The following is a 20,047-nucleotide window of genomic DNA, read 5'->3' as shown; positions in this document are numbered from 1 at the left end:
CTCGGGGGAAGAAGCAGTTCCTGGCCAGGCGAATACGGGCGGAAAGTGGTTCCCATCAGTCATCCTGTTGCTGAAGAATTTTGATCTATTGTGCCAGAATGTAGCTTCTGCCGCGCAGACTCCTAGGCTGAATCAATTCAATTGATGATCGGAGAACGCTATGGCTGGTGGATGGTCACGGGACGGCGCTGTTCAGGATCAGATAGATGCGAGTATTGAAGATGAAGTGCAAAGGGCACGGAGTCAGCTTGGTAGCGGTGAGAGTGCGCTCTATTGTGACGAGTGTGGCCGGGCGATTCCCGAAGCTCGCCGTAAGGCAATTCCGGGTGTTCGGCTTTGTATTGCCTGCCAGTCTGCGCTTGAGAAGCAGCAATCGACATCACGCGGTTTTAATCGGCGGGGCAGTAAGGATAGCCAGTTGAGGTGAGTACGATGATGGGGTCTATCGTTTCCTATTGAGTTTCGGCGCCCTGTTTATGGCAGATTCATTGCTATCGTCGGTTTTTGCATCAACTTTCCTGAGCCCCCGTGGCGCAAGGTTGTCGCCTGGTTAACCCTAGGTTTCCAACACAGTTATCCACAGCTTTTGTGAGTAAAGTTCGTGATAAAGCTGTTCAGGAATCAGGCCGACGTTGCCGCCTCCGGTCTGCCCAGTCTAGCCGCTGATCGTGCATCTGAACCCGGAAGCCAGCTGTTAAGGATTTGTAACCTGTTGAAGTATAAATAAAATGTAAGGGGTGGCTTCTCGTGTGACTCTGTTATTCTCGAATGGTTCAAAACTGACAGGTGCCTGGTGGGGCGATGAGAACAGGGTCTCCCACCCGCGATACAGGACAAGTCAGACCACCTGAACCATGGGATTTACATCATGAATATGAAATCACTGCTCGTTTTTCTGTCTCTGAGTGCCACCTCGTTGGGTGCCGTTGCGGGTGATACCGCCGAAGCCGCGCTGGGTGGAGGTATTGGCGGCGCACTGGGGGCCGCCATCGGCAACGAGGTGGGTGGCAGAGACGGAGCGATTCTTGGCGGTGCTGTCGGTGCGGCAGCGGGAACGGCCGTGACTACCCGGGACCAAAGGGAACACGATCGCGATTATGATTATGATCGCCGTCGGTATGACGATGATCGTGGGTCTTACCGGAAGTCTCGCGGCCATTTCTGCCCACCGGGCCAGGCGAAAAAGGGTAACTGCTGAGACACTTGTGTTGCTGACGAAATGTAACGCGTCTGCGCTGGGGCAGTGTGCCTAACTGCGCATCGTCCATTTTTGCATCAAGTTTCCCGAGCCCCCGCGACACGGGGCTTGAGAGTGTTTAATCCGAGGTTTCCAACACAGTTATCCACAGCTTTTGTGAGTAAAGTTAGTGGTAAAACCGGTTAATCCTTAAGCTGCTACCGACGACAATCCTTGGCCCCCTCGGCGTATTGATATCACGTTATGGTTATTGAGCGCCCGGCTATGCTTGGGAAATCATTCGGCTTTGTTTACCATGTCTTGGTTGGTTGCCATTGACGGCGGCCCAGGGAAGTCTGCGTAAATCTTCAAGGATAGAAGGATTCAGGAATGAGCAAGAAAGTTGTGCTGTTGGGTGACTTGGGAACAGACCACCAAGGATTCCCTCCCACTCCGGTGATTGCCGGCTCACCCGATGTGTTGATTGATGGCAAGCCCGTCGCCCGCGTTGGCGACCCTCTCTCGCCACACTCCAAACCAAAGCACCCTCCTCATCCTCGTGCTATTGCTGCGGGTTCTGCAACGGTACTGATTAATGGCATTCCAGCCGCTGTGACTGGCAGTGCAATCTCTTGTGGTGGTGTCACGATCGGCACTGGTAGCGTTGTGATTGGTGATAGCCATTCGCCTGCGCCGTTTTCAGGGATCTCACCCGCGCCGTCAAAGATCGCTTCACGGGCGGCACCTCCTGCTACTCACTCTGGCAGCGCTATTCCTGCATCACCAAGGACCAATGGTTCCGGGAGTGGTGCGAGTAATCCTGTGGCAGGTGGGCCGGTAGCATCCAGTATGACTGGGCCAGGTGTGACTTCAACTCCAACTAATGGTCAGCCAGAGCCCGAGATAGAGCCGGGCTTCCATGTCGTTCAGGCACCCATGAGCAAAACAGAATTGTTGAGCGCTCTGTACGGCGATGCCTCGGCAAAACCAAATAGCTTTGACTGGTTGAATCCGGATCTTGGCGCACAGGTGTTGCCCGGTGAGATGATTGTATTGGGCGACCCTGAGAGCACGGAATGCACCCAGAAAGAAGCCGAATTGATGGAGGTGGCTGCTAGCGTAAATGCTCAGGTGAGGTCGCTGAAGCAGGACGAGGCGGAGTTCCTCGTTAAGTATTATGACTTGTTGGAAGCCATTACCTCAACGGGTTCGGCGGGGCTGGGTGCAGGCGCCGTGATGGTGTCGAAGCAGATCAGCAGTATTGAGAAGACGTTGAGGAACATTGAGCGTCTTCATCAGGAGAGTTACCGCAAACACGGCCATCTAAACCATTCGGAGTTCTTCGAGAAACGGCGGGCGCTTTTCAAGGAACTGGATTTTGCTTTGGGAAGCATTGCCCGCCGGGGAATGTCGCTGGATGACGATGCCAAGCTGAAACGAGCGCTGGGGTTGTCGTCGAAAAGTATTGTTAATCACTGGAATAAGGCTGGGGTGGGTGACATACCCGGATACGCCACCAATTTTGAGCGGGTTGCGGCGGGCGCCAAGTATGCAAAGGGTGTTGGCTATCTCTCGATTGGGCTCGATGTTGCTGCTTCGGGAATGAAAATTCATGCGGCGTGCACAGCAGGACAAGCGTCTGAATGCAGGCGCGTTAAGTACGTCGAAGGTGGTCGACTATCTGGTTCTGCCATTGGTGGCAGCGCGGGTGCATTTGCTGGACCATTAGTTTGTGGGGCCATAGGGCTTGCGACAGCAGGCCCAGGTGGTATCGCATGCGGAATCATAATGGCGGGTGTTGGCGGTTTCGCCGGCGGGGCAGTAGTTGGAGGCATCGGTGAAGATGTTGGTGAAGTAATTTACGAGGTAACGATAGATGAATGACACGCTCCAGATAACAGCTGCATTCATCGGGGCTGGAGCGCTTGTTTTGGGATTGGTTTCACTATGCATCATGCTAACGTTGGCCTTCTCTCGAGTGTCGACAATCGAGGAAAGAATTTCTCGCCCTGGAACCTCTGCACTGGAACACCGGAAAATCTGGGGCAACGACCCTCTGGGCCGATTAATGAGAAGCGGCTATGTATTTACGTTTCTTGTTCTTCGGTCAGTACCATCAAGCCGGCTTAATCGCTCAGCGGCGAAAATTGGTGATGTATCCACACAATTGCCTTTGCGAATGACCCTGTGGGCGGTAGTGCCTCCGTTGCTTTTGTATGGTTGCGTTGCAGTGTTGTTAATTGTCGGCTTGCTCTTGTGAGGAGCATCTGTCGGCATTGTTGACTTCCTCAAGGATGAATAGCGTGCTGATTAAATATTTCCTGAGTCACAAAAAGGCACTGACGCTTTGCGGAGGGGCCTTGGTGATTGCCCTGACGTTATATCCGATGTTTTATCGCACCTGGGCGTTTGGCTCCGATGCCTGGGGGTTATCCGTCATAGCGATTCTTGATCCCGAAGAAGTGCCCTGGAGCCCTTCGGATTTCAACAGCCTGGCGATCCGGCCTGCCGTTGCCTACTGGCTTCTGACAAATTTCGATTGGCCTTATGAGCGCTGTGGTAAAGCGATGACCGCGATGGACGGTTGTTCTCAGCCTCTGGTTAATTTTGTGGGCACTACGCTGGATACGCACGAACCTGACTCGATCATGACGCGCCGAGGCTATGGGTTGCTTCGGCATTTTGCGGCACGGGGAGAGCCGGTGAATGGCTATTACAACGGGCTGACGCCGGTGCATGAGGCCGTACTCTATGCCAATGTGGACTACCTTCACGCCTTGCTGGAGCTGGGGGCGGACCCGAACCTGCCAATTGATATGCAGGAGAAGGACTACCATGGCTTCAATGCGTTTGAGTTTGCGGTGTTTTTGGAGGCCCGGAATCCGGAAATGTATCAGGTTATTCGGGTAGTACTTGGCGGCAGCGAGTGAGCTACTTTGAATGCGAGTCGACGATCAGCGCAGCGCTGAAATAGATCTGCGTGTAGCTAGAAGAAATGGAGGCATACGTTACCCGCCCAAGCGCTCACTGTTTCTGGCCACCACGTCTATTAGAAAGTCTGCCAGGGCCCTGATTCGTCTAGACTTTGCCAAGTCGGTTTGTATGACGAGATAGATAGGCTGATCGACTCCAAGATCGGTGTCGACACAAACGAGTCCTGAGTTCCGAGCGATGAAATGTGGCAACAGTGCGAGCCCAAGCCCTGCCTTTGCTGCGGCCACCTGGGTGGCTAGTGAAGTGGTTGTCAGGGCGGGTCTTCTTCCACGCAAGATCCGCTCTATCCACTGAGCGGCAGGCAAATGTGAGTACATTTCCCCCCAGGTAATGAAATCATCCGTATCGTAGTAACCTAGGTCCGGGTTGCTCTCACGTCTTAGCTCATAGGACGTGCTGCAGTAGAGTCCATACCCCAAGGTGCCAAGAGCACGAAGTGTGACGTTGCCCCTTTCTGGCCGCACCATTCGCAATGCTAAATCCGCATCGCGTCGATGCAGGTTGGCGGTTGATATGTCTGTAACCAGCTCAACCAACAGATCGGGGTATTGGGCTCGAAATGCCGGGAGTTCCGGCAGTATGAGTTCGGTGGCGACATTTTCCGCTGTAGCCAGACGCACGTGGCCACTCATCTGCGCTTGGGTGTCTGCGCCTACGGCAAACGCGTGCGCTGCAGCCTCCAAGGCTTCGGCCTTTTCTATCAACTCAGCACCGTCCTCAGTTAACTCGTATCCCGATTGCTGACGTACGAAAAGCGGAAGTTTTAGTGCCGACTCAAGCCGCTCGATGCGACGTGAAAGTGTCGCAATGCCTACATTCAAGTTCTGGGCTGCGGCGCTTAGCGTGCCGCAACGGGCCACTGCCAGAAAGGCGCGGGTGTCATCCCAAACCATGCCCCTCGGCATCTCGTTTCCGATAATGGAAATCCTTTTGCCAAATTTGTTTGTATTTTCCATTTTTCGAGTCTGTCACGATTTAGTTCTAGACATCAAGGAGTCAGACATGGAAAAACGAGTGCTTGGAACAGGCTTCTCCGTTTCATCGATCGGATTAGGGTGCATGGGGATGAGCGAGTTCTATGGGCCCCGTGATGACAGTGAGTCGTTGCGTGTAATGGAAAGGGCGGTGGAGCTCGGCGTTGACTTTTTCGACACCGCCGACATGTATGGGCCGCACCACAATGAGGAGCTTATCGGTCGATTTCTAGCCGGTAGTAAGGCGCCTGTTCACGTCGCGACTAAGTTCGGCATTGTGCGTAATCCTGGCGAATATAAGCGGAGCTTGAAGAACGGTTCCGACTATGCGCGCAGGGCATGCGAAGCCTCTCTTCGTAGGTTAGGAATTGAGCAAATCGATCTGTATTACGTGCATCGCGTCAATCCGGAGGAGCCAATAGAGGAGACGATTGGCGGGCTTGAGAAGCTCATTCAATCAGGGAAAATCGCCCGTATTGGTCTTTGTGAAGTGAGCGCTGAAACCTTACGAAGGGCTCATGCGGTGCACCCGATTACCGCTATTCAGACTGAGTATTCACTTTGGGCTCGAGAGGTAGAGCGCGATGTTCTGCCGACATGCCGTGAGTTGGGTATTGGTTTTGTTCCATACTCCCCCCTGGGCCGAGGTTTTCTGACAGGGCGATTTCAAGACCCTGGAGAGTTCGATCATAACGACTTTCGTGCTCACCTCCCACGGTTTGCGGAAAGAGCAATCGGCGCGAACCGCCGAATTGCCGATGTTATAGCTGAAAAAGCCAAGCTTAAAGGGTGCACGCCAGCTCAGCTCTCATTGGCGTGGCTGTTAGCCCAAGGGGACGATATCGTTCCAATCCCTGGTACCAAGCAGTTGCGCTACCTAGAAGAGAATGTCGCAGCAGCAGATGTCAGTCTTACCGTAGCGGAGCAGCGGGAGCTCGAAACCGCCACTGAGTCACTGCCAGTAGTGGGTGAGCGTTACAGCGAGGAAGGCATGAAGGGGGTGAATGTATGAGTTCTCCAGGCTCTGATCGCCGCACTCAAGCTTTAAATCTACTCGAATCACTCGACCCGGCCGCGCCGGGAAAGGTTGCCGCAAGCCTTGATGAGTTTCACAGCGAGGCTGTAGAAATACTTCTCGGGTTTTCCTTTGCTGATGTAGTGGCGCGTGAGGGGTTATCACTTAGAACACGAGAGATGCTCACTGTCGCCATGTTGTCTGCCGTAGGCACGGCACCAGGCCAATTGGAGTTTCATATGCGCGCAGCGCTGCATATTGGAGTGACGCAAGAGGAAATTGTCGAGATTGTCCTCCAAGTTGCTGTATATGCGGGAATTCCTGCCGCAATGAATGCCATTACAGCGGCAAAATTGGCCTTCAAGGAAGACCGGTTGGGCACACAGTCTCATGGCGCAACGCAGGGAGGTGAGAAAAATGTACGCTAGAACCACAACCTGGCGTGATTGGGTTGCCGTGACCGCACTTGGTATTGGTAGCTTCACAATTGTCACTGCGGAATTGGCACCGATTGGATTGCTCTCCGATATTGGGAACAACCCGGTCTAGGCTATCGACAATAGATATTCTACCGGCTGCGCTTACTTCGACCGCACAAGGAGCGGAACAGCTCTATCGCGCCTTGCTGGAGCAGGGGGCGGCCCCGAACTTGCCCAGTGATATGCCGGAGAGGGACTGCCACGGCTTTAAGGTGGTTGAGCTTGCAGCGTTTTGGGAAGCCTAGAGTCCGGAAATATATCAGATTACTCAGGCAGAACTTGGCGGTAGCGAGTGAGTATTACCTGGAGTTGGAGTAGTCTATCAGCGCCTGAACACAACGGCGGAACAGTTCAGCCGAGAAAAACCGGTGTTCGCCGGGCTGTTCTGCCACGAGTAGCTGGCCACCGGACTCCTGGAGGCCACATTCAATCATCAGGTTGTCGCTCATCTCGAAGTCTTCAATGCTGTGGCCCAGTTCATCCCGATCGGCTGCGCCCGCGCGTTCACGGTAGTGCCTGCGGTCCATTGTGAATCCGAATGCAGCTTTGCCCTGGCCGATAATGTAGCCGACTTCGAACACCGTGCCCGGGTCCGCACTGATGCCTCGGAAGGGGGTGAGGTTGGCAATGACGGCGTCGCAACTGTCCATCAGTTCGCGGTTGGCCTGGTAGATCCGGTGGCCGCGCGCCGGTTTCGCTTCCTCGTCGGAAAACGTCAGGGCGGTGTCCAGTGGGTCTATGCCTTCATAGCCGGCTTCGCGCAGCAGGCGCTTTTTCTCGGCGACGATAGTGTTGTGTTCTTCGTGTGGGAAAAACACCTCCGGGCCGGCCAGGTAGATGCGTTTGGGTTTTGTCATGGCGAAGTCGTTTCCTGCTTCAGTCCTGGCAATTGCCCAAATCCAAACCGTATTGGACTGGCGATCAATGCTGAGAGGCTGGGTCGTATTCAATTGCTTCCAGTTTTACCCGAAAGCCACAGGCTGCTGCGTATTTGTTGAGCGTTCCCCAGCTTGGGTTGCTACGGCCTCTCTCAAGCCTCGAGATGTTGCTTTTGTTGGTTCCGAGCTTTTTCGCAACGTCTTCCTGAGTAAGGCCTGCTTTAGTCCTCATTGCGATCAACTGGTCGATCAGGCTGAATTCTTCCTGGAGGGCATCGTACTCCTGGTGAACTTCCGGATTTTCGAGTGCCTTTTGTCTGAACTGTTTGAAATTCATGATTTTTTGACCTCCTTTAAACGCTCTTTCGCGAGCTCTAGGTCTTTCTTCGGTATCTTTTGATCCTTTTTTACAAACACGTGCAGGATGATGATCCGTTTGCCCTGCATGTAGCAGAAGATTCCTCTACCTATTCCTTCTTTGGCTTTTGCTCGGATTTCAAACAGCTCACCACCTAAAGACTTTGTGTGCGGCTCTCCAAGGTTGGCCCCGTGCTTCTCCATCAATTCCATCAGCCGAATCATTCTGGCCTGAATCTTTGGCGGCATCTTAGCCAACTCTTCGCCTACTGAGTCGTAGAATTCAATCTCCCAATCCATGGGTGCTCCTTTGCCTTTTTGTTATCATATACGATAACTCTGAGCTTGAACACTATCTTGATAGCCGCCTCAACGAGCCTGAAGCTGTGCCACATAGGCGGTAATAAAAGCATTTTCCTGGAAGACTTTCAGGCCTGTGTCGGCAAAGGTGATGGGCACGGGGTTGGACGCCAGGGTGGATTTGATCAGGGCCGGAGGCACCAGGGTCACGTTCAGCTCAGAGTCGGCAATCAACTGGATGGCGGCTTCCATTTTGAAGCTGATGGCGCCACCGGCAAACTTGCCTTTTTGCATCCGCTCTTTTATCGCGACCGTGGCCACTCCGTATTCGGCCATCAACTCCGCAAAGGTGGCCTGAAACGTTTTCAGGTCGTCCCGGCTGTGGTTTTTCGGTAGCGACAGTTTGCGTACTTTGCAGTCGGGCAGGTTGAATTGGCCCCGGTCCATATTCAGCATACACACCACCGCATCGCTGCCGGTCAGTTCTACTCCGCATACAATCATAATAATGCCCCCTATGCCCCGGTTACTCTCAGCCGCAGCATTTCTTGAATTTGAGTCCGCTACCGCAAGTGCAGGCGTCGTTGCGGGAGGGAGATTTTGCTGTGGTGACTGTTCCCGTTTTATTCAGGATAGCCGTGAGCTCGTTGACGGATTCAACGGCGCCTTCGCGGGTATCAACGGAGATGGTTGCGTGAAGCTTCGCCGCGGCCACCTGGGCCTCAACTTCTTTCCTGCGTGCTTCACTGGTAACCACCAGCGTTAGTGGGTACTTCTTGCTGCCGCTCTTTTGGCTGGCGTTTGTCTGAAAGCCGCCGTAAGCCGTGTGGTGCTGGCGGGCATCTTGCCGACCTTTATAGAAAAATTTATCTGACATGCTGATATCCTGAAGGAGAGAATACCCAGGCGACGGCCGGGCGCAATCTTTTAGCACGCTTGCGGAAACAGTGATATAGGGAAAATCGGAAAAGACTAATCAAGGAAGCACCACGTGAATCAAAAAGGCTTACTCACCTCATGGAACGACGCCAAGGGTTTCGGTTTTATCACGCCAGAGAAAGGTGGCGAGCGTCTGTTTGCCCACATCAGCGCCTATCAGGGCCGGGGCAGGCCCTCGGCCAGCCGCAAGGTGGTCTACGCACAGACAAAAGATGAGAAGGGGCGGCTGAGGGCGTCCAGTTTCCAGTACGCTGGCGTGGCGAGACACAGCGTAGCGGTCGCCACGGGCGTTTGGTTTGCTCTGTTGATTGCCGCTGCAGTCGCAGGGGCGGTTTCTGTGTTGTACGTTCAGGGTTATGTGCCAGTGCTGTTGCCGGCGGCCTATGGCGTAATGAGTGTAGTGACCTTCTTGATGTATGCCGTCGACAAGGGGGCAGCTGAGAGCGGCAAGAGGCGTGTCCCTGAGGGGCGGTTGCATCTGTTTGAACTCCTGTGCGGTTGGCCGGGGGCACTGGTGGGCCAGCAATTCTTTCGTCATAAAACCCGAAAGACCTCGTACCAGGTGTCTTTCTGGTTCAATGTCGTCCTCAATCTCGCAGTGCTTTGCTGGTTGTTACTGTGGCCGGGCGCCGAGTTCGTCAGGCAGGCCCTGGAGATCAGGCCGGTTATGCTTCTAAGGTTTTGATGATGCAAAACGTCTGCTCGGACGACGAGCTCTCAACATTGCTGCAGTCCAACCCTGCGGTGCTGCTGCTATATGGCGGGGCAAGTTGTGGCGTCTGCCAGGCTATCAAGCCCCAACTGGAGCGCCTTTCCAGTGAACAATTCCCGAAGCTGGTTACTGCCTACATTGATTGCCAGGCATCAGCCGGTGCGCTGTGTGCGGCTCAGGGTATTTTCTCGCTGCCGGTGGTGCAGTTATGGTTTGAGGGGCAGCGATTTGCGGAATTCGCCAGGGTGTTTTCAATCGGCGAGGTGCGGGTAGCTCTTGAACGGCCATATGGGCTTTTGATCGAGTGCTGAGCCCTCTCTGTACTCGTGGCAGGACCCAAATCTCGCTGTGCGGATTGGCTACGGCTCGCAGATGCCCCTAACAAACACCAGCAGTTCATTATTGGCGGGCATTGCAAAATCGTCCCGGAGTTGCAGGCCAACGGCCTCGGCCAGCTCAGACAGGGCTTCAATATCTCGGATGCCCATGTGGGGTGCTTGGGATTTCAGCGACTGATCAAACGCCTTGTTGCTCTCGCTGGTGTACCCGCCCTTATGCTTGAACGGTCCGTACAGGCAGAACGCACCGTCTTTTTGAAGGCAGGCGCCGACACCTTGAAACATCTTTTCAACTTCCTCCCAGGCCATGATGTGAGCTGTGTTTGCTGAGAATGCCCATCGACAGGCGGACACAGGCCATGGCATTTGGTTTACGTCCAGCTCAAGGATTGGGAGGACGTTGGGCAAGGCGGCCTGTTGCAGTCGGGCAACGGCCAGGTGCGCCGCTCTGGGGTGGTCGGTGGGCTGCCATTTCAGGTGTGGCAGAGCCGCAGCGAAGTGCTCGGCGTGCTGGCCGGTGCCGGTTCCTATTTCCAGGACGGTACCTGGTGCCATAAAGACGTCACGCAGTTTTTCCAGAATGGGGGCTTTGTTGTTTTCGCAGGCCTGGGAGTAAGGCAAGGGGGTGTTCATTTGAGCTCTCCTTCTTCAGGGTGGCACACAGCATGTTGCGTGGTCGGCGATGACTGGTTTTACCAAAGCGTGGCATTCAAGGGTAAACTGCGGGACGTTTTATGTCTGACGAATCTCTGAAAATAAACCATAGGAAATCCAACATGCTAAAAGTGCGAACGCTGTCGCCGGTGCGATCGCCCATTAGTGCAGACAGCGAGCGTCGCGCTGCGGATACCCTGAAACAGATGGCGGAGGCTGGCTCCAGTGCCGGCGGATTGGTCAATCTGTTAGCTGAAACCGACACCCTCAGTAGCTTTGAATGGCCGTGGGCCAATGGCTACGGGACGCTTGAGCACGATAACCTGCCAGCGTTCTTCCAACCCTTCGCATGTTACTCGGTTGCGATGGGTGACGTGTCTTTGCCTTCTGATATCAGCCAACTATTGGTCAACAACGGAGGTGCGATCGAGTGCTGTCGTTTGTACCTTTACGATGACACAGTCGCCTTGCTCCAGCTGGATGTGGCCTTTGAAACCAGCGAATCTGGCCTTGGTGATCTGCTCCGAGGGCATAGCCTGGACGGCGCGCTTTCCAATCTGGCCAAACGGGTCTATGAGCACGCGGTATACCCGGCGTTTCACCAGTACGCACTCGGATTCCGCAAGAGCAGGCGATACAAAGCCTCCGGCGCGGTCTCGTACCTTCGAGATCCGAAGAAGCTTACGGTGTTTCGGGATGTTTCGTTCGATTCGCCGGAAGCGCCAGACACCTATGTGCTGTGGACAGGGCGATACGTGGTGACGCCTCCGAGCACCCTGAACGGTCCGCTTGGAGACAGTCTGCGACTTTGGGCGTCGTATACCGGATCAACGGAGGCTTTGTTGGAGGCCAGACAGTTTGTGGGCTCGGGCAACATCCTGGCGGTTGCGGACGATGCCGAGGCTCAGGCGGACAACTGGCTGCGCGGCCTGTCCGTCTGCCAGCTTTACAATGCCGTGTTGTCGATATACGGCGGTATCCTGAAGTCCAGTTATTCGGAGCTTAACGACTTTGCGGGCTCGCGACACCGCAGTAAAGATTTGCATCGGCTGATGGCCGACATTACGAAGACCTTGGACCATCTGGAATTCACTCGCCTTGAATTCAATGAGGCCATCATCGGGGTTCAGGCTGAGCGAGCCAAGGTGGTCAGAGCTGCGTATGCGGCCTGGAATCTCGGCGAGCTGATTGAGGGTTCCCTGGAGCGCACGAGCTTGATTCGCTCCAAGATCTCCCGCCTGCTGGAGGCACGAAAAAGCCAGCTTGATCGTTCGGTTGAATTGATTCTTGTCGGTATCGGTGGCGTTGCCGTTATTGATCTGTTTATTTCGTTGACGACTGCTTCCCGGAGCCTGGACCGTGATGATATTCCCGGAGTGCTGGATGTGTTTGAGTGGCTCCAGCCGGATGGTTCCATTGCGCTGTCGACGACCATTCTTGTGCTGATCTCGTTCTACATCTATCTCGCCAAGCGTTGATGAAAAGGAGTTTGCCATGTCGGGCAGTGAAAGAATTCGTTTTCTTGTAATTCTGTCAGCAGAACCGGGACAGATCCCTCGGGCGAGTGAGCAGATCGCTCGGCAGCTTTCCCGGAAGTTTGGGGGGGCGACGGTGATGGGGGGGCTGGATAGTTCCTGGCTCGCCGGTTACTGGGCTGAAGATGGCCATGCCTTCAAAGGCGAATACGATGGCGAGGTTCACAAGGAGTCCGTGTTCGCCGTCATGCTGATGGTGCTACCGGAAGACGAGGCCCGGGCCTTTGCTGAAATCCGGAATGCCGTGAGGCAAGCGGTGTCCGATTTTGGCCTGAACAGCCGCCACATTCATGTGGAGGTGAGTTCCGTGCGATCACGGCACTTCGATATTCAGGATCATGAGCCTGACTAAGTGTCTTCGAGCATGATCGCCCATGGCCACCTTCACGGCCAGGGCGTTCAACATCTCTGACCAAGGGCGGGGGTTACTCGGCCTCGACGGTTTCGTTCAGCAGTTCCGGCTTTTTCAGTGCCTTGGTGAACAATTCTTTTTCTTCCGCAATGGCCAGGGCGCACTGTTCTGCCAGCTCTTCAGACAGGCCGCCGACCTTACGTTGCAGGAAGGTGGTAATCTCTTCGGACAGTTCAAGAACCTTGTCCCGGGCATCGGCTTCTGCTTTGGACGAAAACAACATTTTGTCCGGGTTTTTCAGTGCCATGTCCAGTCCGTCCCTCTCGGAATAGTAGAGTGCTTTTACGCCCATGGTATGCCATCGCCTCCGGGGTAATGATGGTTGGTAAGACCGTTAATGAAATCACAGCTTATCACGAATAGTGTATATTTATACAGTATTTTGCTGCGTCATCCTGTCCTCTTTTGCTGTTCCAGCGCCGGACCTGGCCCCCGTATGATGGATTGTCAGACATCAGCTCCGGAGTCCTGAAATGAACGCCAGAACAACCATAGCCGGTACTCAACCCACGCCGCCTCCCAAGACCAAGGCGCCCCTTCCCGAAGTCCGTCAGCCGGATTTTGATCTGGCGGAAGATGTGCCCAAGTACTGGTGGGATAGCGATCCGGCCAAAACGCTGTTGCTGGCGGCCTTGTCGGCGAGTTTTCCGCCCGGTGAGCGGTTTTTTATCGACTCCGTGCGCCATTATCAGAAAGAGATTACAGACCCGGAACTGAAGGCGGCAGTGCGAGCGTTCATCGGCCAGGAGGCGCACCACTCAAAAGAGCACGAGGCCCTGAACGGATACATGCAGGCGCGCGGCATCAACCTCAAACGCCTTGAGCGCGAGGTGATGTGGCTGATGAATGTGCTGCGCAAGCGGCTGAGCCCGGAGCGCCAATTGGCCCATACGGTGGCGGTGGAGCATTTCACGGCACTGATGGCAGAGGAATTCCTCCTGAAATATGACGCTCTGGAAGAGATGGACCCGCGTATGGCCCCCATCTGGGCCTGGCACGCGATTGAGGAATCCGAGCATAAAGCCGTGGCGTTCGACGTGTATAAGACCATCGGAGGCAGCGAGTTTGTCCGGTTGACCGAGATGATGGTGGTGAGCGTGCTGTTTCCAGTCTCCAGCGGTATTCATCTGATTCAACTGATGAAAGAGGACGGCCAGTTGTTCAATCTGAAATCCTGGGCGAACGGTCTCAATTACATGTGGGGCAAGCCAGGTGTATTCCGCAAACTCCTGCCCTCTTACTTCAAGTACTACAGCCCCGGCTTTCATCCATGGAATCACGATGCCCGTGATCTGGTGGAGAAAGCCAAACGGAAGTGGCTCGCTCCGGTGATGAAAAAGGCCGCGTGACGCCTAACACATTTGCTACCATGTCGGACTTTTCACTGGGTTGAGGATCTAAGTCCGGCAAGATGAATGCGCCTTTCACGCTGCGGCCTTACCAACAGGAAGCGGTCGACGCCACGCTGAACCACTTCCGTAAATCGGATGAATCTGCGGTCATTGTGCTGCCGACCGGTGCCGGTAAGAGCCTGGTGATTGCCGAGCTGGCTCGCCTTGCGCGCCGAAAGATCCTGGTGCTGACTCATGTGAAGGAACTGGTGGAGCAGAATCACGCCAAGTATCAGAGTTATGGTTTGTCGGGGGGAATCTTTGCGGCCGGGCTAAAGCGCAAGGAGAACCACCATCAGGTGACCTTTGCCAGCGTGCAGTCGGTGGCGGCGAATCTGGACCAGTTCCGGGATGAATACTCGCTGGTTATTATCGATGAGTGCCACCGGGTGAGTGGCGAGGAAACCAGCCAGTACCAGCGGATCATTGAGCTTTTACGGCAGCAGAATGACTCCCTGAAGGTGCTTGGGCTCACCGCCACTCCCTACCGCCTGGCCATGGGATGGATCTATCGTTACCACTACCGGGGTTTTGTTCGTGGTTCTGATGACGAACAGGACAAGCCTTTCCGGCACTGCATCTACGAATTGCCCCTGAGCTACATGATCAACCGTGGTTACCTCACCCGGCCTGAATTGGTTAACGCCGCCGTGGCCCAATACGATTTCTCCACGCTGACGCAGGACCGTTTTGGCGAATACGCCGAGAAAGACGTCAACCAATTGTTGAGCAAACATCAGCGGGTGACACGTGCCATCATCGAACAGGTGATGGAGATGGCGGCCGAGCGCCAGGGGGTGATGATTTTCGCGGCGACAGTGCAGCACGCGCAGGAAATTGCCGGGTACTTGCCCGAGCAGGAAACCGCCCTGGTGACCGGCGCGACTGATCTGCGAGATCGCGACCAGCTGATCCAGCGCTTCAAACAACGGCAGTTGAAGTACCTGGTGAATGTGTCTGTGCTGACGACCGGGTTTGATGCCCCCCATGTGGACCTGATCGCCATCTTGCGGCCTACTCAGTCTGTAAGCCTGTATCAGCAGATTGTCGGCCGAGGCTTGCGGTTGGATGAGGGGAAACGGGATTGCCTGGTGATTGATTACGCTGGCAATCATGTCAATCTGCATCATCCGGAAGTTGGGGAGCCGAAGCCCAACCCCGACAGTGAACCGGTGCAGGTGTTCTGCCCGGGCTGCGGTTTTGCCAACATCTTCTGGGGCAAAACCGACAGCGACGGGCGTGTCGTTGAGCATTATGGCCGCCGGTGCCAGGGCCTGCTGGAGCCTGCTGACGATGACCGAGGGCGGCCACAGCAATGTGACTACCGGTTCCGCTTCAAGGAGTGCCCACATTGTGGCGCTGAGAACGACATCGCTGCCCGCAACTGCGGGCACTGCCACCAGGCCATTATCGACCCGGATGATCAACTGCGGGATGCCCTGAAGCTTAAGGATGCCATGGTCATCCGTTGCGCCGGGGTTTCGCTTGCCGTAGAAGGCCAAAAACTTCGGATCACTTACCACGGAGAAGACGGGGAGGAACTCCGGGAGTCGTTTGATTTCAGCAAGCCCGCCCAGCGAGCCGTGTTCAACAAGCTGTTTGGACGACGATTTGCCAATGGTCAGGCTCCGAAAGTCTTTGCCCGGGCAAATGAGGTGCTGGAGATGCAGGTACTGTTACCCGCGCCGGATTTCGTGATTGCTCGCAAGCAGAAGCACTACTGGCAGGTGCAGGAGCGGGTTTTTGATTATCAGGGGCAGTATCGTAAGGCGTATTGACTGGCTAAACGATGCTCGGGTGGCGCATTGGATGCCATCTGGTCTATCGCCCTGTATGATTCGGACATAATCTCTCGTCAGCTTTCAAGCGGTGTTTACTCGGATCATGTCGGTAACCCTTCGAACCACAGTGCTCGTGCTGCTCCTGCTTGTAGCGGGGTTAGGGCATGCCAAGATCTACAAATGGGTAGATGAGCACGGCAAGGTGCACTTCAGCGACCGCCAGGACCATAGCGTTAAGCAGGAAGTGGTTAACGTGAAGCCCAGGGCCTCGAAGTGGTCGCGTTTTGATATCCGCATTGAAACGGTCGATCTGGAGCTGACTGCCGAGGAAAACCAGCAGATTGTCGATGGCGTGAACCATGTTTACGAGTTTTTCGACCGCGTGCTGTCTTTCGATATGTACCGGACGGTGCCGGTTAATATTCTGATTTTCAAGGATATGGTCAGTTACCGGAACTACCTGATTCAACGGGACAGGGGCTGGGCGGTTGCATCCTACGGTTTGTACATGCCATCTGAGCATCAGATCGTGGTTTATATTCAGGAGGACAGGGAACGCACCTTCAGAACCATCAAGCATGAGGTCAGTCATGCGGTTGTCGATACCATCGTCCCCTATGCTCCCGCCTGGTTGAACGAGGGGCTTGCCGAGCAGATGGAGATGCTGGAACGGGATGATTCCGGCTTGTATTTCGAGAGCCACCCGGAAAACCGATGGATTGTCGCTAAAGCCCGTGAGCAGGGGCGGTTAACCGGCATCGACCAATTCCTGAAACTGCCCAGCAACAAGTGGCGACACTCCGATATGTCTGGTAGCGGCAGCGTGCGTGCCCAGGCTGGCCAGTTTGTCTATTTCCTGCTTGCCAAGCCCACGCGCCGCAGTTTTCTGGTGCGGCTGATGCATAACTTCAACCGAGGTGACCGCACACTCTCGTATTACCTGGTAGACGACAACTACATCGGCGGGGTCAACATGCTGGGCCTGGACTGGCGACGCTGGCTGCATGCCCAGGGTGAGGGCTCGGTGCGGTTTGCGTTCTGACATTTTAGGCGGGGGCGTTGTTGTGAAGGTTTTCAAATCATTGGTGATTGCCGGAGTACTTGCGCTGTCGGGTTGCACCAACGTGATCGGGGACGTGCCCCGTTCCATTCATCTATCCTCGTCTGCCGGGCAGGAAGCAGGGGAGCTGTTGTCGGTTGCCCGCGATTTCTTCAGCGGCTCGGGGTATCAGTGCCATACCGATCAGCCTGCGGACAGCCTGCGTTGCAGTCGACCACTCCGGGACCTGTACATTCATCAAACCACGGCAGTGGTCCGCATTTATTCAGTCGATGAAGCCACCCCTGAGGTGACCCTGGTGACAACGCGCTGGGATGAAGGGCTGATTCCCAGCGAGTTTATCTCGGACGAATTCCACAACCCGGATGTCGAGGCGTTTTGTGAGTACGTGAAGGCGCAGGCTATGGGAGCGTGTCAAACCATCTCGAGCTAGGGTCTGCCGTTGTCAGGGGGCAGAACCGAAAACCAATGGCGGCAACAATCGGATGGAAACCATTGGCGAAGTCGGTTTTACTCATCGCGACGACCATGATTAAAAGGGTGATGAGATGTCCCGCTCCCCGGAACAGGATAGCGATTGGATGACAGGCGTCGGCGACTCTGCGGCAGGAGAGAGTGCACGGGTGGCCAGGCTGGTCAGGGTGGCACAGCACATCGAGATGCACGCCGATGAAGCGCTCACGCTCTCGAGCCTGGCGAAGGTGGCCGCTCTGTCACCGTCCCGTTTACAGAAGCAGTTCAAGGCGGCGTTTGGTGTCTCTCCAAAAGCCTATCAGGATGCCGTCCGCATGCGGCGCTTCAAGCAATCCCTGAAAGACGGGAGTAAAGTGACGGACGCGATATTCGCCTCCGGGTTTGGTTCGGTCAGTCGTGTCTACGGTGAAGCGAACCGTAGCATCGGTATGCCGCCCAGGGCCTATCGGGCCGGTGGTGCGGGTGAAGCCATCGTCTATGCCGGCCGAACCACCGCGCTGGGGCTGATGATGATGGCGGCCACGGATAGGGGTGTTTGCTTTGTGGAATTCGGTGACGATGAAGCGTCGCTGATTGGCCGACTGAGGTCGGAATTTCCTGAGGCTGAGCTGGCCGCCTCACCAGCCCGGAACGCCCCGGAACTTGATGCCTGGGTGGAAGCCCTGGATCAGCATATCAGTGCGGGAGCCCCACGGCCGGATTTGCCGTTGGATATGCGAGGCACCGCGTTTCAGGTAAAAGTCTGGCAGTTTCTGTTGAGTATCCGCGAGGGCGATGTCCTGAGCTACAGCGAGGTGGCCGCGAGGATCGACAAGCCCAGGGCAGTTCGGGCTGTGGCCTCCGCTTGTGGCAAGAACCGGATTGGTGTGTTGATTCCCTGCCATCGTGTATTGCGAGGCGATGGCGGGCTTGGCGGTTATCGATGGGGATTGGAGCGAAAGCGGGCGTTGTTGGAGGCTGAGCGGAGGAGTCTTGTGCGTTAATAAACGACCCTGAAGCACTCCCCCGGCAATTATTTCCTGTTTCAGATACACTGTCGCTTTGATATTGGCGAACAGGCCGATATCCAATCGGGGAAATGTCATGAGCAAGAAAGTCGTCAAAGTTGTTTTAACGTCTGCAGAGATTGAAGAGCAGACGGCTGCCTTTTTAAAGTCCGGTGGGCGCGTTGAGTATGTGGCTAAAGGTAAAAGTTCGCAGTTGACCTCGGCTGGCCCGAAGCAGATTAATCTGAAGAGTAATTAAGAGATTTTTAAAAAGGTAGCCTCGGCTGCCTTTTTGTTTATGTGCCACTCATATCAGTCGAACCACACCATAAAATATCGTAACCACTGGCCGGCAGCAGGCAAGCTACACTCTTCTGAATCATGGATCTGATATGAGGCATAGCTGCGGTTATGAGTCACAACGAGGAAAGCCCGGGTGTCGGGTCGGGTTCTGGCGAACAGGACTCAACCACGGCCCTGATTGAAGCCATCAATATCCGCAGCATGTCGTTGATTGTGCTGACCAGCATCGCCTCCCTGTATTTTATCGACTGGGCCCAGCCTGTTCTGCTGCCACTTGTGGTCGCAGTTTTGATCAGTTACGCCCTGGATCCGCTGGTGGCAACACTGGATCGGATTCACATACCCCGTCCATTGGGTGCAGCTCTGGTTCTTTGCGCACTGATAGCGATTCTGGCGGCGGCAAGTGTGCCACTCAAGCAGGAAGCCATGGCCATGCTGGACAAGATTCCCCAGGCCATCAAGGAGCTTCAGCGTGAAGATGCGTCTGCGTCCGAGGATGAAGAAAGCATCATGGAAAAAGCCCAGATTGCCGCCAAGCAGATTGAGGAAACCGCCGAGAAAAGCCAGGAGGAACCGGCTGTTCAGGCCGGCGTGACACCCGTACGGGTGGTGGATGAGCCGATGGACGTTCGTGACTATGTCATCCGCAATTCGCCGGCCACAATAGTTCTTATTTCCCAGATGTTTTCTGTGCTTCTACTGGTGTTTTTCCTGCTTTCCGTCGGCAAGCTATACCGGCGTAAGATCGTTAGAATATCCGGCCCGTCGTTCCGGCGTATGCGCAAGGCGGCACGAATTATGAACGAGCTGCATCACCAGGTACGCCGGTTCCTTTTTGTCATGGTCATCAGTGCGCTTTTTGTCGGCATTCTCACCTGGCTGGCATTCCTGCTATTAGGAGTTGAGCAAGCGGCTTTGTGGGGCGTGGTGGCTGGTATTGCCAGTGGTGTGCCGTATCTGGGGCCTTTCCTGGTTCTGGTCGGCTCTGGGGTGGCCGCATTTCTGCAGTTCGGCGAGCTCAATACTGCCGTGATTGTTGCGCTTACATCGCTGGTCATCACCAGTATTCAGGGGAATCTGCTGATGCCGTGGCTGACGAGTTACGTCTCCAGTTTGAATGCCGTCGCCATTTTTATCGGGTTGTTGTTCTGGGGTTGGTTGTGGGGGCCAGTGGGCTTGATTGTGGCTACGCCCATTCTCATGATCGCAAAATCCGTGTGCGATTATGTGGTGAACTTTCGTCCGGTAGGAGAGTTGTTGGGTAAATGATTCGGGTGTGACCACAGCT

The 20,047-nt window shown here is 55.0% G+C and carries 25 protein-coding genes; 17 read left to right on the top strand and 8 right to left on the bottom strand.

What is annotated here, in order from left to right; translation table 11 throughout:
• Positions 1-160: 160 nt before the first annotated feature.
• The 4 genes from ARC85_RS17900 (at position 161) to ARC85_RS17885 (ending at position 4,107) form a co-directional block, all read left to right on the top strand.
• The gene (locus ARC85_RS17900) at positions 161-427 is read left to right on the top strand and encodes a DksA/TraR family C4-type zinc finger protein (RefSeq protein ID WP_076657156.1); all 267 of its coding nucleotides are present in this window, start codon (positions 161-163) and stop codon (positions 425-427) included.
• A 441-nt stretch (positions 428-868) separates the two neighbouring features.
• Positions 869-1,198, top strand: coding sequence for a YMGG-like glycine zipper-containing protein (locus tag ARC85_RS17895; protein ID WP_199452419.1), 330 nt, complete (start codon positions 869-871; stop codon positions 1,196-1,198).
• 369 nt (positions 1,199-1,567) lie between these two features.
• Positions 1,568-3,061 (top strand): type VI secretion system PAAR protein, encoded by a 1,494-nt coding sequence (locus tag ARC85_RS17890; RefSeq protein ID WP_199452418.1) that lies wholly within the window; start codon positions 1,568-1,570, stop codon positions 3,059-3,061.
• A 419-nt stretch (positions 3,062-3,480) separates the two neighbouring features.
• On the top strand, positions 3,481-4,107 hold the full coding sequence (locus ARC85_RS17885; RefSeq protein WP_199452417.1) for an ankyrin repeat domain-containing protein: 627 nt from the start codon (positions 3,481-3,483) through the stop codon (positions 4,105-4,107).
• 78 nt (positions 4,108-4,185) lie between these two features.
• Here the strand turns inward: ARC85_RS17885 and ARC85_RS17880 are convergent, their stop codons facing one another.
• Positions 4,186-5,127, bottom strand: coding sequence for a LysR family transcriptional regulator (locus tag ARC85_RS17880; protein WP_199452416.1), 942 nt, complete (start codon positions 5,125-5,127; stop codon positions 4,186-4,188).
• A 46-nt stretch (positions 5,128-5,173) separates the two neighbouring features.
• Between ARC85_RS17880 and ARC85_RS17875 the strand changes: the two genes are divergently transcribed.
• Together ARC85_RS17875 and ARC85_RS17870 are read left to right on the top strand one after the other, a co-directional pair.
• Entirely contained in the window at positions 5,174-6,157 is a 984-nt protein-coding gene (locus ARC85_RS17875; protein WP_022993462.1) for an aldo/keto reductase, read from the top strand.
• Positions 6,154-6,588, top strand: a complete 435-nt coding sequence (locus ARC85_RS17870; RefSeq protein WP_199452415.1) for a carboxymuconolactone decarboxylase family protein — start codon at positions 6,154-6,156, stop codon at positions 6,586-6,588. Before ARC85_RS17875 ends, ARC85_RS17870 begins: the two co-directional genes overlap by 4 nt.
• A gap of 350 nt (positions 6,589-6,938) precedes the next feature.
• Here ARC85_RS17870 and ARC85_RS17865 read toward each other — a convergent pair whose 3' ends face one another.
• The 5 genes from ARC85_RS17865 to ARC85_RS17845 all read right to left on the bottom strand — a co-directional run bounded on the left by ARC85_RS17865 (position 6,939) and on the right by ARC85_RS17845 (position 9,051).
• On the bottom strand, positions 6,939-7,496 hold the full coding sequence (locus ARC85_RS17865; protein WP_199452414.1) for a nucleoside 2-deoxyribosyltransferase: 558 nt from the start codon (positions 7,494-7,496) through the stop codon (positions 6,939-6,941).
• 64 nt (positions 7,497-7,560) lie between these two features.
• Positions 7,561-7,854, bottom strand: coding sequence for a helix-turn-helix domain-containing protein (locus ARC85_RS17860; RefSeq protein WP_022992835.1), 294 nt, complete (start codon positions 7,852-7,854; stop codon positions 7,561-7,563).
• The gene (locus tag ARC85_RS17855) at positions 7,851-8,174 is read right to left on the bottom strand and encodes a type II toxin-antitoxin system RelE/ParE family toxin (protein ID WP_022992834.1); all 324 of its coding nucleotides are present in this window, start codon (positions 8,172-8,174) and stop codon (positions 7,851-7,853) included. The genes ARC85_RS17860 and ARC85_RS17855 overlap by 4 nt, the downstream gene beginning before the upstream one ends.
• Positions 8,175-8,243: 69 nt before the next feature.
• Entirely contained in the window at positions 8,244-8,678 is a 435-nt protein-coding gene (locus tag ARC85_RS17850; protein ID WP_023008506.1) for a DUF3010 family protein, read from the bottom strand.
• Between the two features lie 28 nt (positions 8,679-8,706).
• Positions 8,707-9,051, bottom strand: coding sequence for a PBPRA1643 family SWIM/SEC-C metal-binding motif protein (locus ARC85_RS17845; protein WP_023008505.1), 345 nt, complete (start codon positions 9,049-9,051; stop codon positions 8,707-8,709).
• 114 nt (positions 9,052-9,165) lie between these two features.
• Between ARC85_RS17845 and ARC85_RS17840 the strand changes: the two genes are divergently transcribed.
• Both ARC85_RS17840 and ARC85_RS17835 read left to right on the top strand, forming a co-directional pair.
• A complete protein-coding gene (locus ARC85_RS17840) occupies positions 9,166-9,798 on the top strand; it encodes a DUF1294 domain-containing protein (RefSeq protein ID WP_022992831.1) in 633 nt (210 codons plus the stop codon).
• Positions 9,799-9,800: 2 nt separating this feature from the next.
• Complete coding sequence (locus ARC85_RS17835; RefSeq protein ID WP_031209987.1) at positions 9,801-10,136, top strand: thioredoxin family protein; 336 nt, start codon at positions 9,801-9,803, stop codon at positions 10,134-10,136.
• A 48-nt stretch (positions 10,137-10,184) separates the two neighbouring features.
• On the opposite strand, the gene ARC85_RS17830 is transcribed toward ARC85_RS17835, so the two are convergent.
• Positions 10,185-10,796: a DUF938 domain-containing protein gene (locus tag ARC85_RS17830; RefSeq protein WP_199452413.1), complete on the bottom strand. Its 612-nt coding sequence runs from the start codon at positions 10,794-10,796 to the stop codon at positions 10,185-10,187.
• A 143-nt stretch (positions 10,797-10,939) separates the two neighbouring features.
• Here ARC85_RS17830 and ARC85_RS17825 point away from each other — a divergent pair, with 143 nt between their 5' ends.
• Both ARC85_RS17825 and ARC85_RS17820 read left to right on the top strand, forming a co-directional pair.
• A complete protein-coding gene (locus ARC85_RS17825) occupies positions 10,940-12,295 on the top strand; it encodes a hypothetical protein (protein WP_199452412.1) in 1,356 nt (451 codons plus the stop codon).
• A 16-nt stretch (positions 12,296-12,311) separates the two neighbouring features.
• A complete protein-coding gene (locus ARC85_RS17820; RefSeq protein ID WP_199452411.1) occupies positions 12,312-12,704 on the top strand; it encodes a hypothetical protein in 393 nt (130 codons plus the stop codon).
• A gap of 73 nt (positions 12,705-12,777) precedes the next feature.
• Here the strand turns inward: ARC85_RS17820 and ARC85_RS17815 are convergent, their stop codons facing one another.
• Complete coding sequence (locus ARC85_RS17815) at positions 12,778-13,056, bottom strand: YebG family protein (protein ID WP_022992826.1); 279 nt, start codon at positions 13,054-13,056, stop codon at positions 12,778-12,780.
• 181 nt (positions 13,057-13,237) lie between these two features.
• Here ARC85_RS17815 and ARC85_RS17810 point away from each other — a divergent pair, with 181 nt between their 5' ends.
• The 7 genes from ARC85_RS17810 to ARC85_RS17780 all read left to right on the top strand — a co-directional run bounded on the left by ARC85_RS17810 (position 13,238) and on the right by ARC85_RS17780 (position 20,028).
• Positions 13,238-14,113, top strand: coding sequence for a metal-dependent hydrolase (locus ARC85_RS17810; protein WP_199452410.1), 876 nt, complete (start codon positions 13,238-13,240; stop codon positions 14,111-14,113).
• Positions 14,114-14,175: 62 nt separating this feature from the next.
• Positions 14,176-15,933, top strand: coding sequence for a DNA repair helicase RadD (radD, locus tag ARC85_RS17805; protein ID WP_023008502.1), 1,758 nt, complete (start codon positions 14,176-14,178; stop codon positions 15,931-15,933).
• Positions 15,934-16,039: 106 nt separating this feature from the next.
• Positions 16,040-16,978: a DUF4124 domain-containing protein gene (locus ARC85_RS17800; protein WP_023008501.1), complete on the top strand. Its 939-nt coding sequence runs from the start codon at positions 16,040-16,042 to the stop codon at positions 16,976-16,978.
• Positions 16,979-17,000: 22 nt separating this feature from the next.
• Positions 17,001-17,429 (top strand): hypothetical protein, encoded by a 429-nt coding sequence (locus ARC85_RS17795; protein WP_023011209.1) that lies wholly within the window; start codon positions 17,001-17,003, stop codon positions 17,427-17,429.
• Between the two features lie 115 nt (positions 17,430-17,544).
• Positions 17,545-18,453: a bifunctional transcriptional activator/DNA repair enzyme AdaA gene (locus ARC85_RS17790; RefSeq protein WP_502688020.1), complete on the top strand. Its 909-nt coding sequence runs from the start codon at positions 17,545-17,547 to the stop codon at positions 18,451-18,453.
• A gap of 100 nt (positions 18,454-18,553) precedes the next feature.
• On the top strand, positions 18,554-18,715 hold the full coding sequence (locus ARC85_RS17785) for a PFL_1563 family small protein (RefSeq protein WP_022992820.1): 162 nt from the start codon (positions 18,554-18,556) through the stop codon (positions 18,713-18,715).
• A gap of 152 nt (positions 18,716-18,867) precedes the next feature.
• The gene (locus ARC85_RS17780) at positions 18,868-20,028 is read left to right on the top strand and encodes an AI-2E family transporter (RefSeq protein ID WP_023011206.1); all 1,161 of its coding nucleotides are present in this window, start codon (positions 18,868-18,870) and stop codon (positions 20,026-20,028) included.
• Positions 20,029-20,047 lie beyond the last annotated feature (19 nt).

The sequence above is a fragment of the Marinobacter sp. tcs-11 genome (genome assembly GCF_002049515.1).
Taxonomy (GTDB): Bacteria; Pseudomonadota; Gammaproteobacteria; order Pseudomonadales; family Oleiphilaceae; genus Marinobacter; species Marinobacter nauticus.
This window is presented reverse-complemented; position numbering and strand designations above follow the sequence as displayed.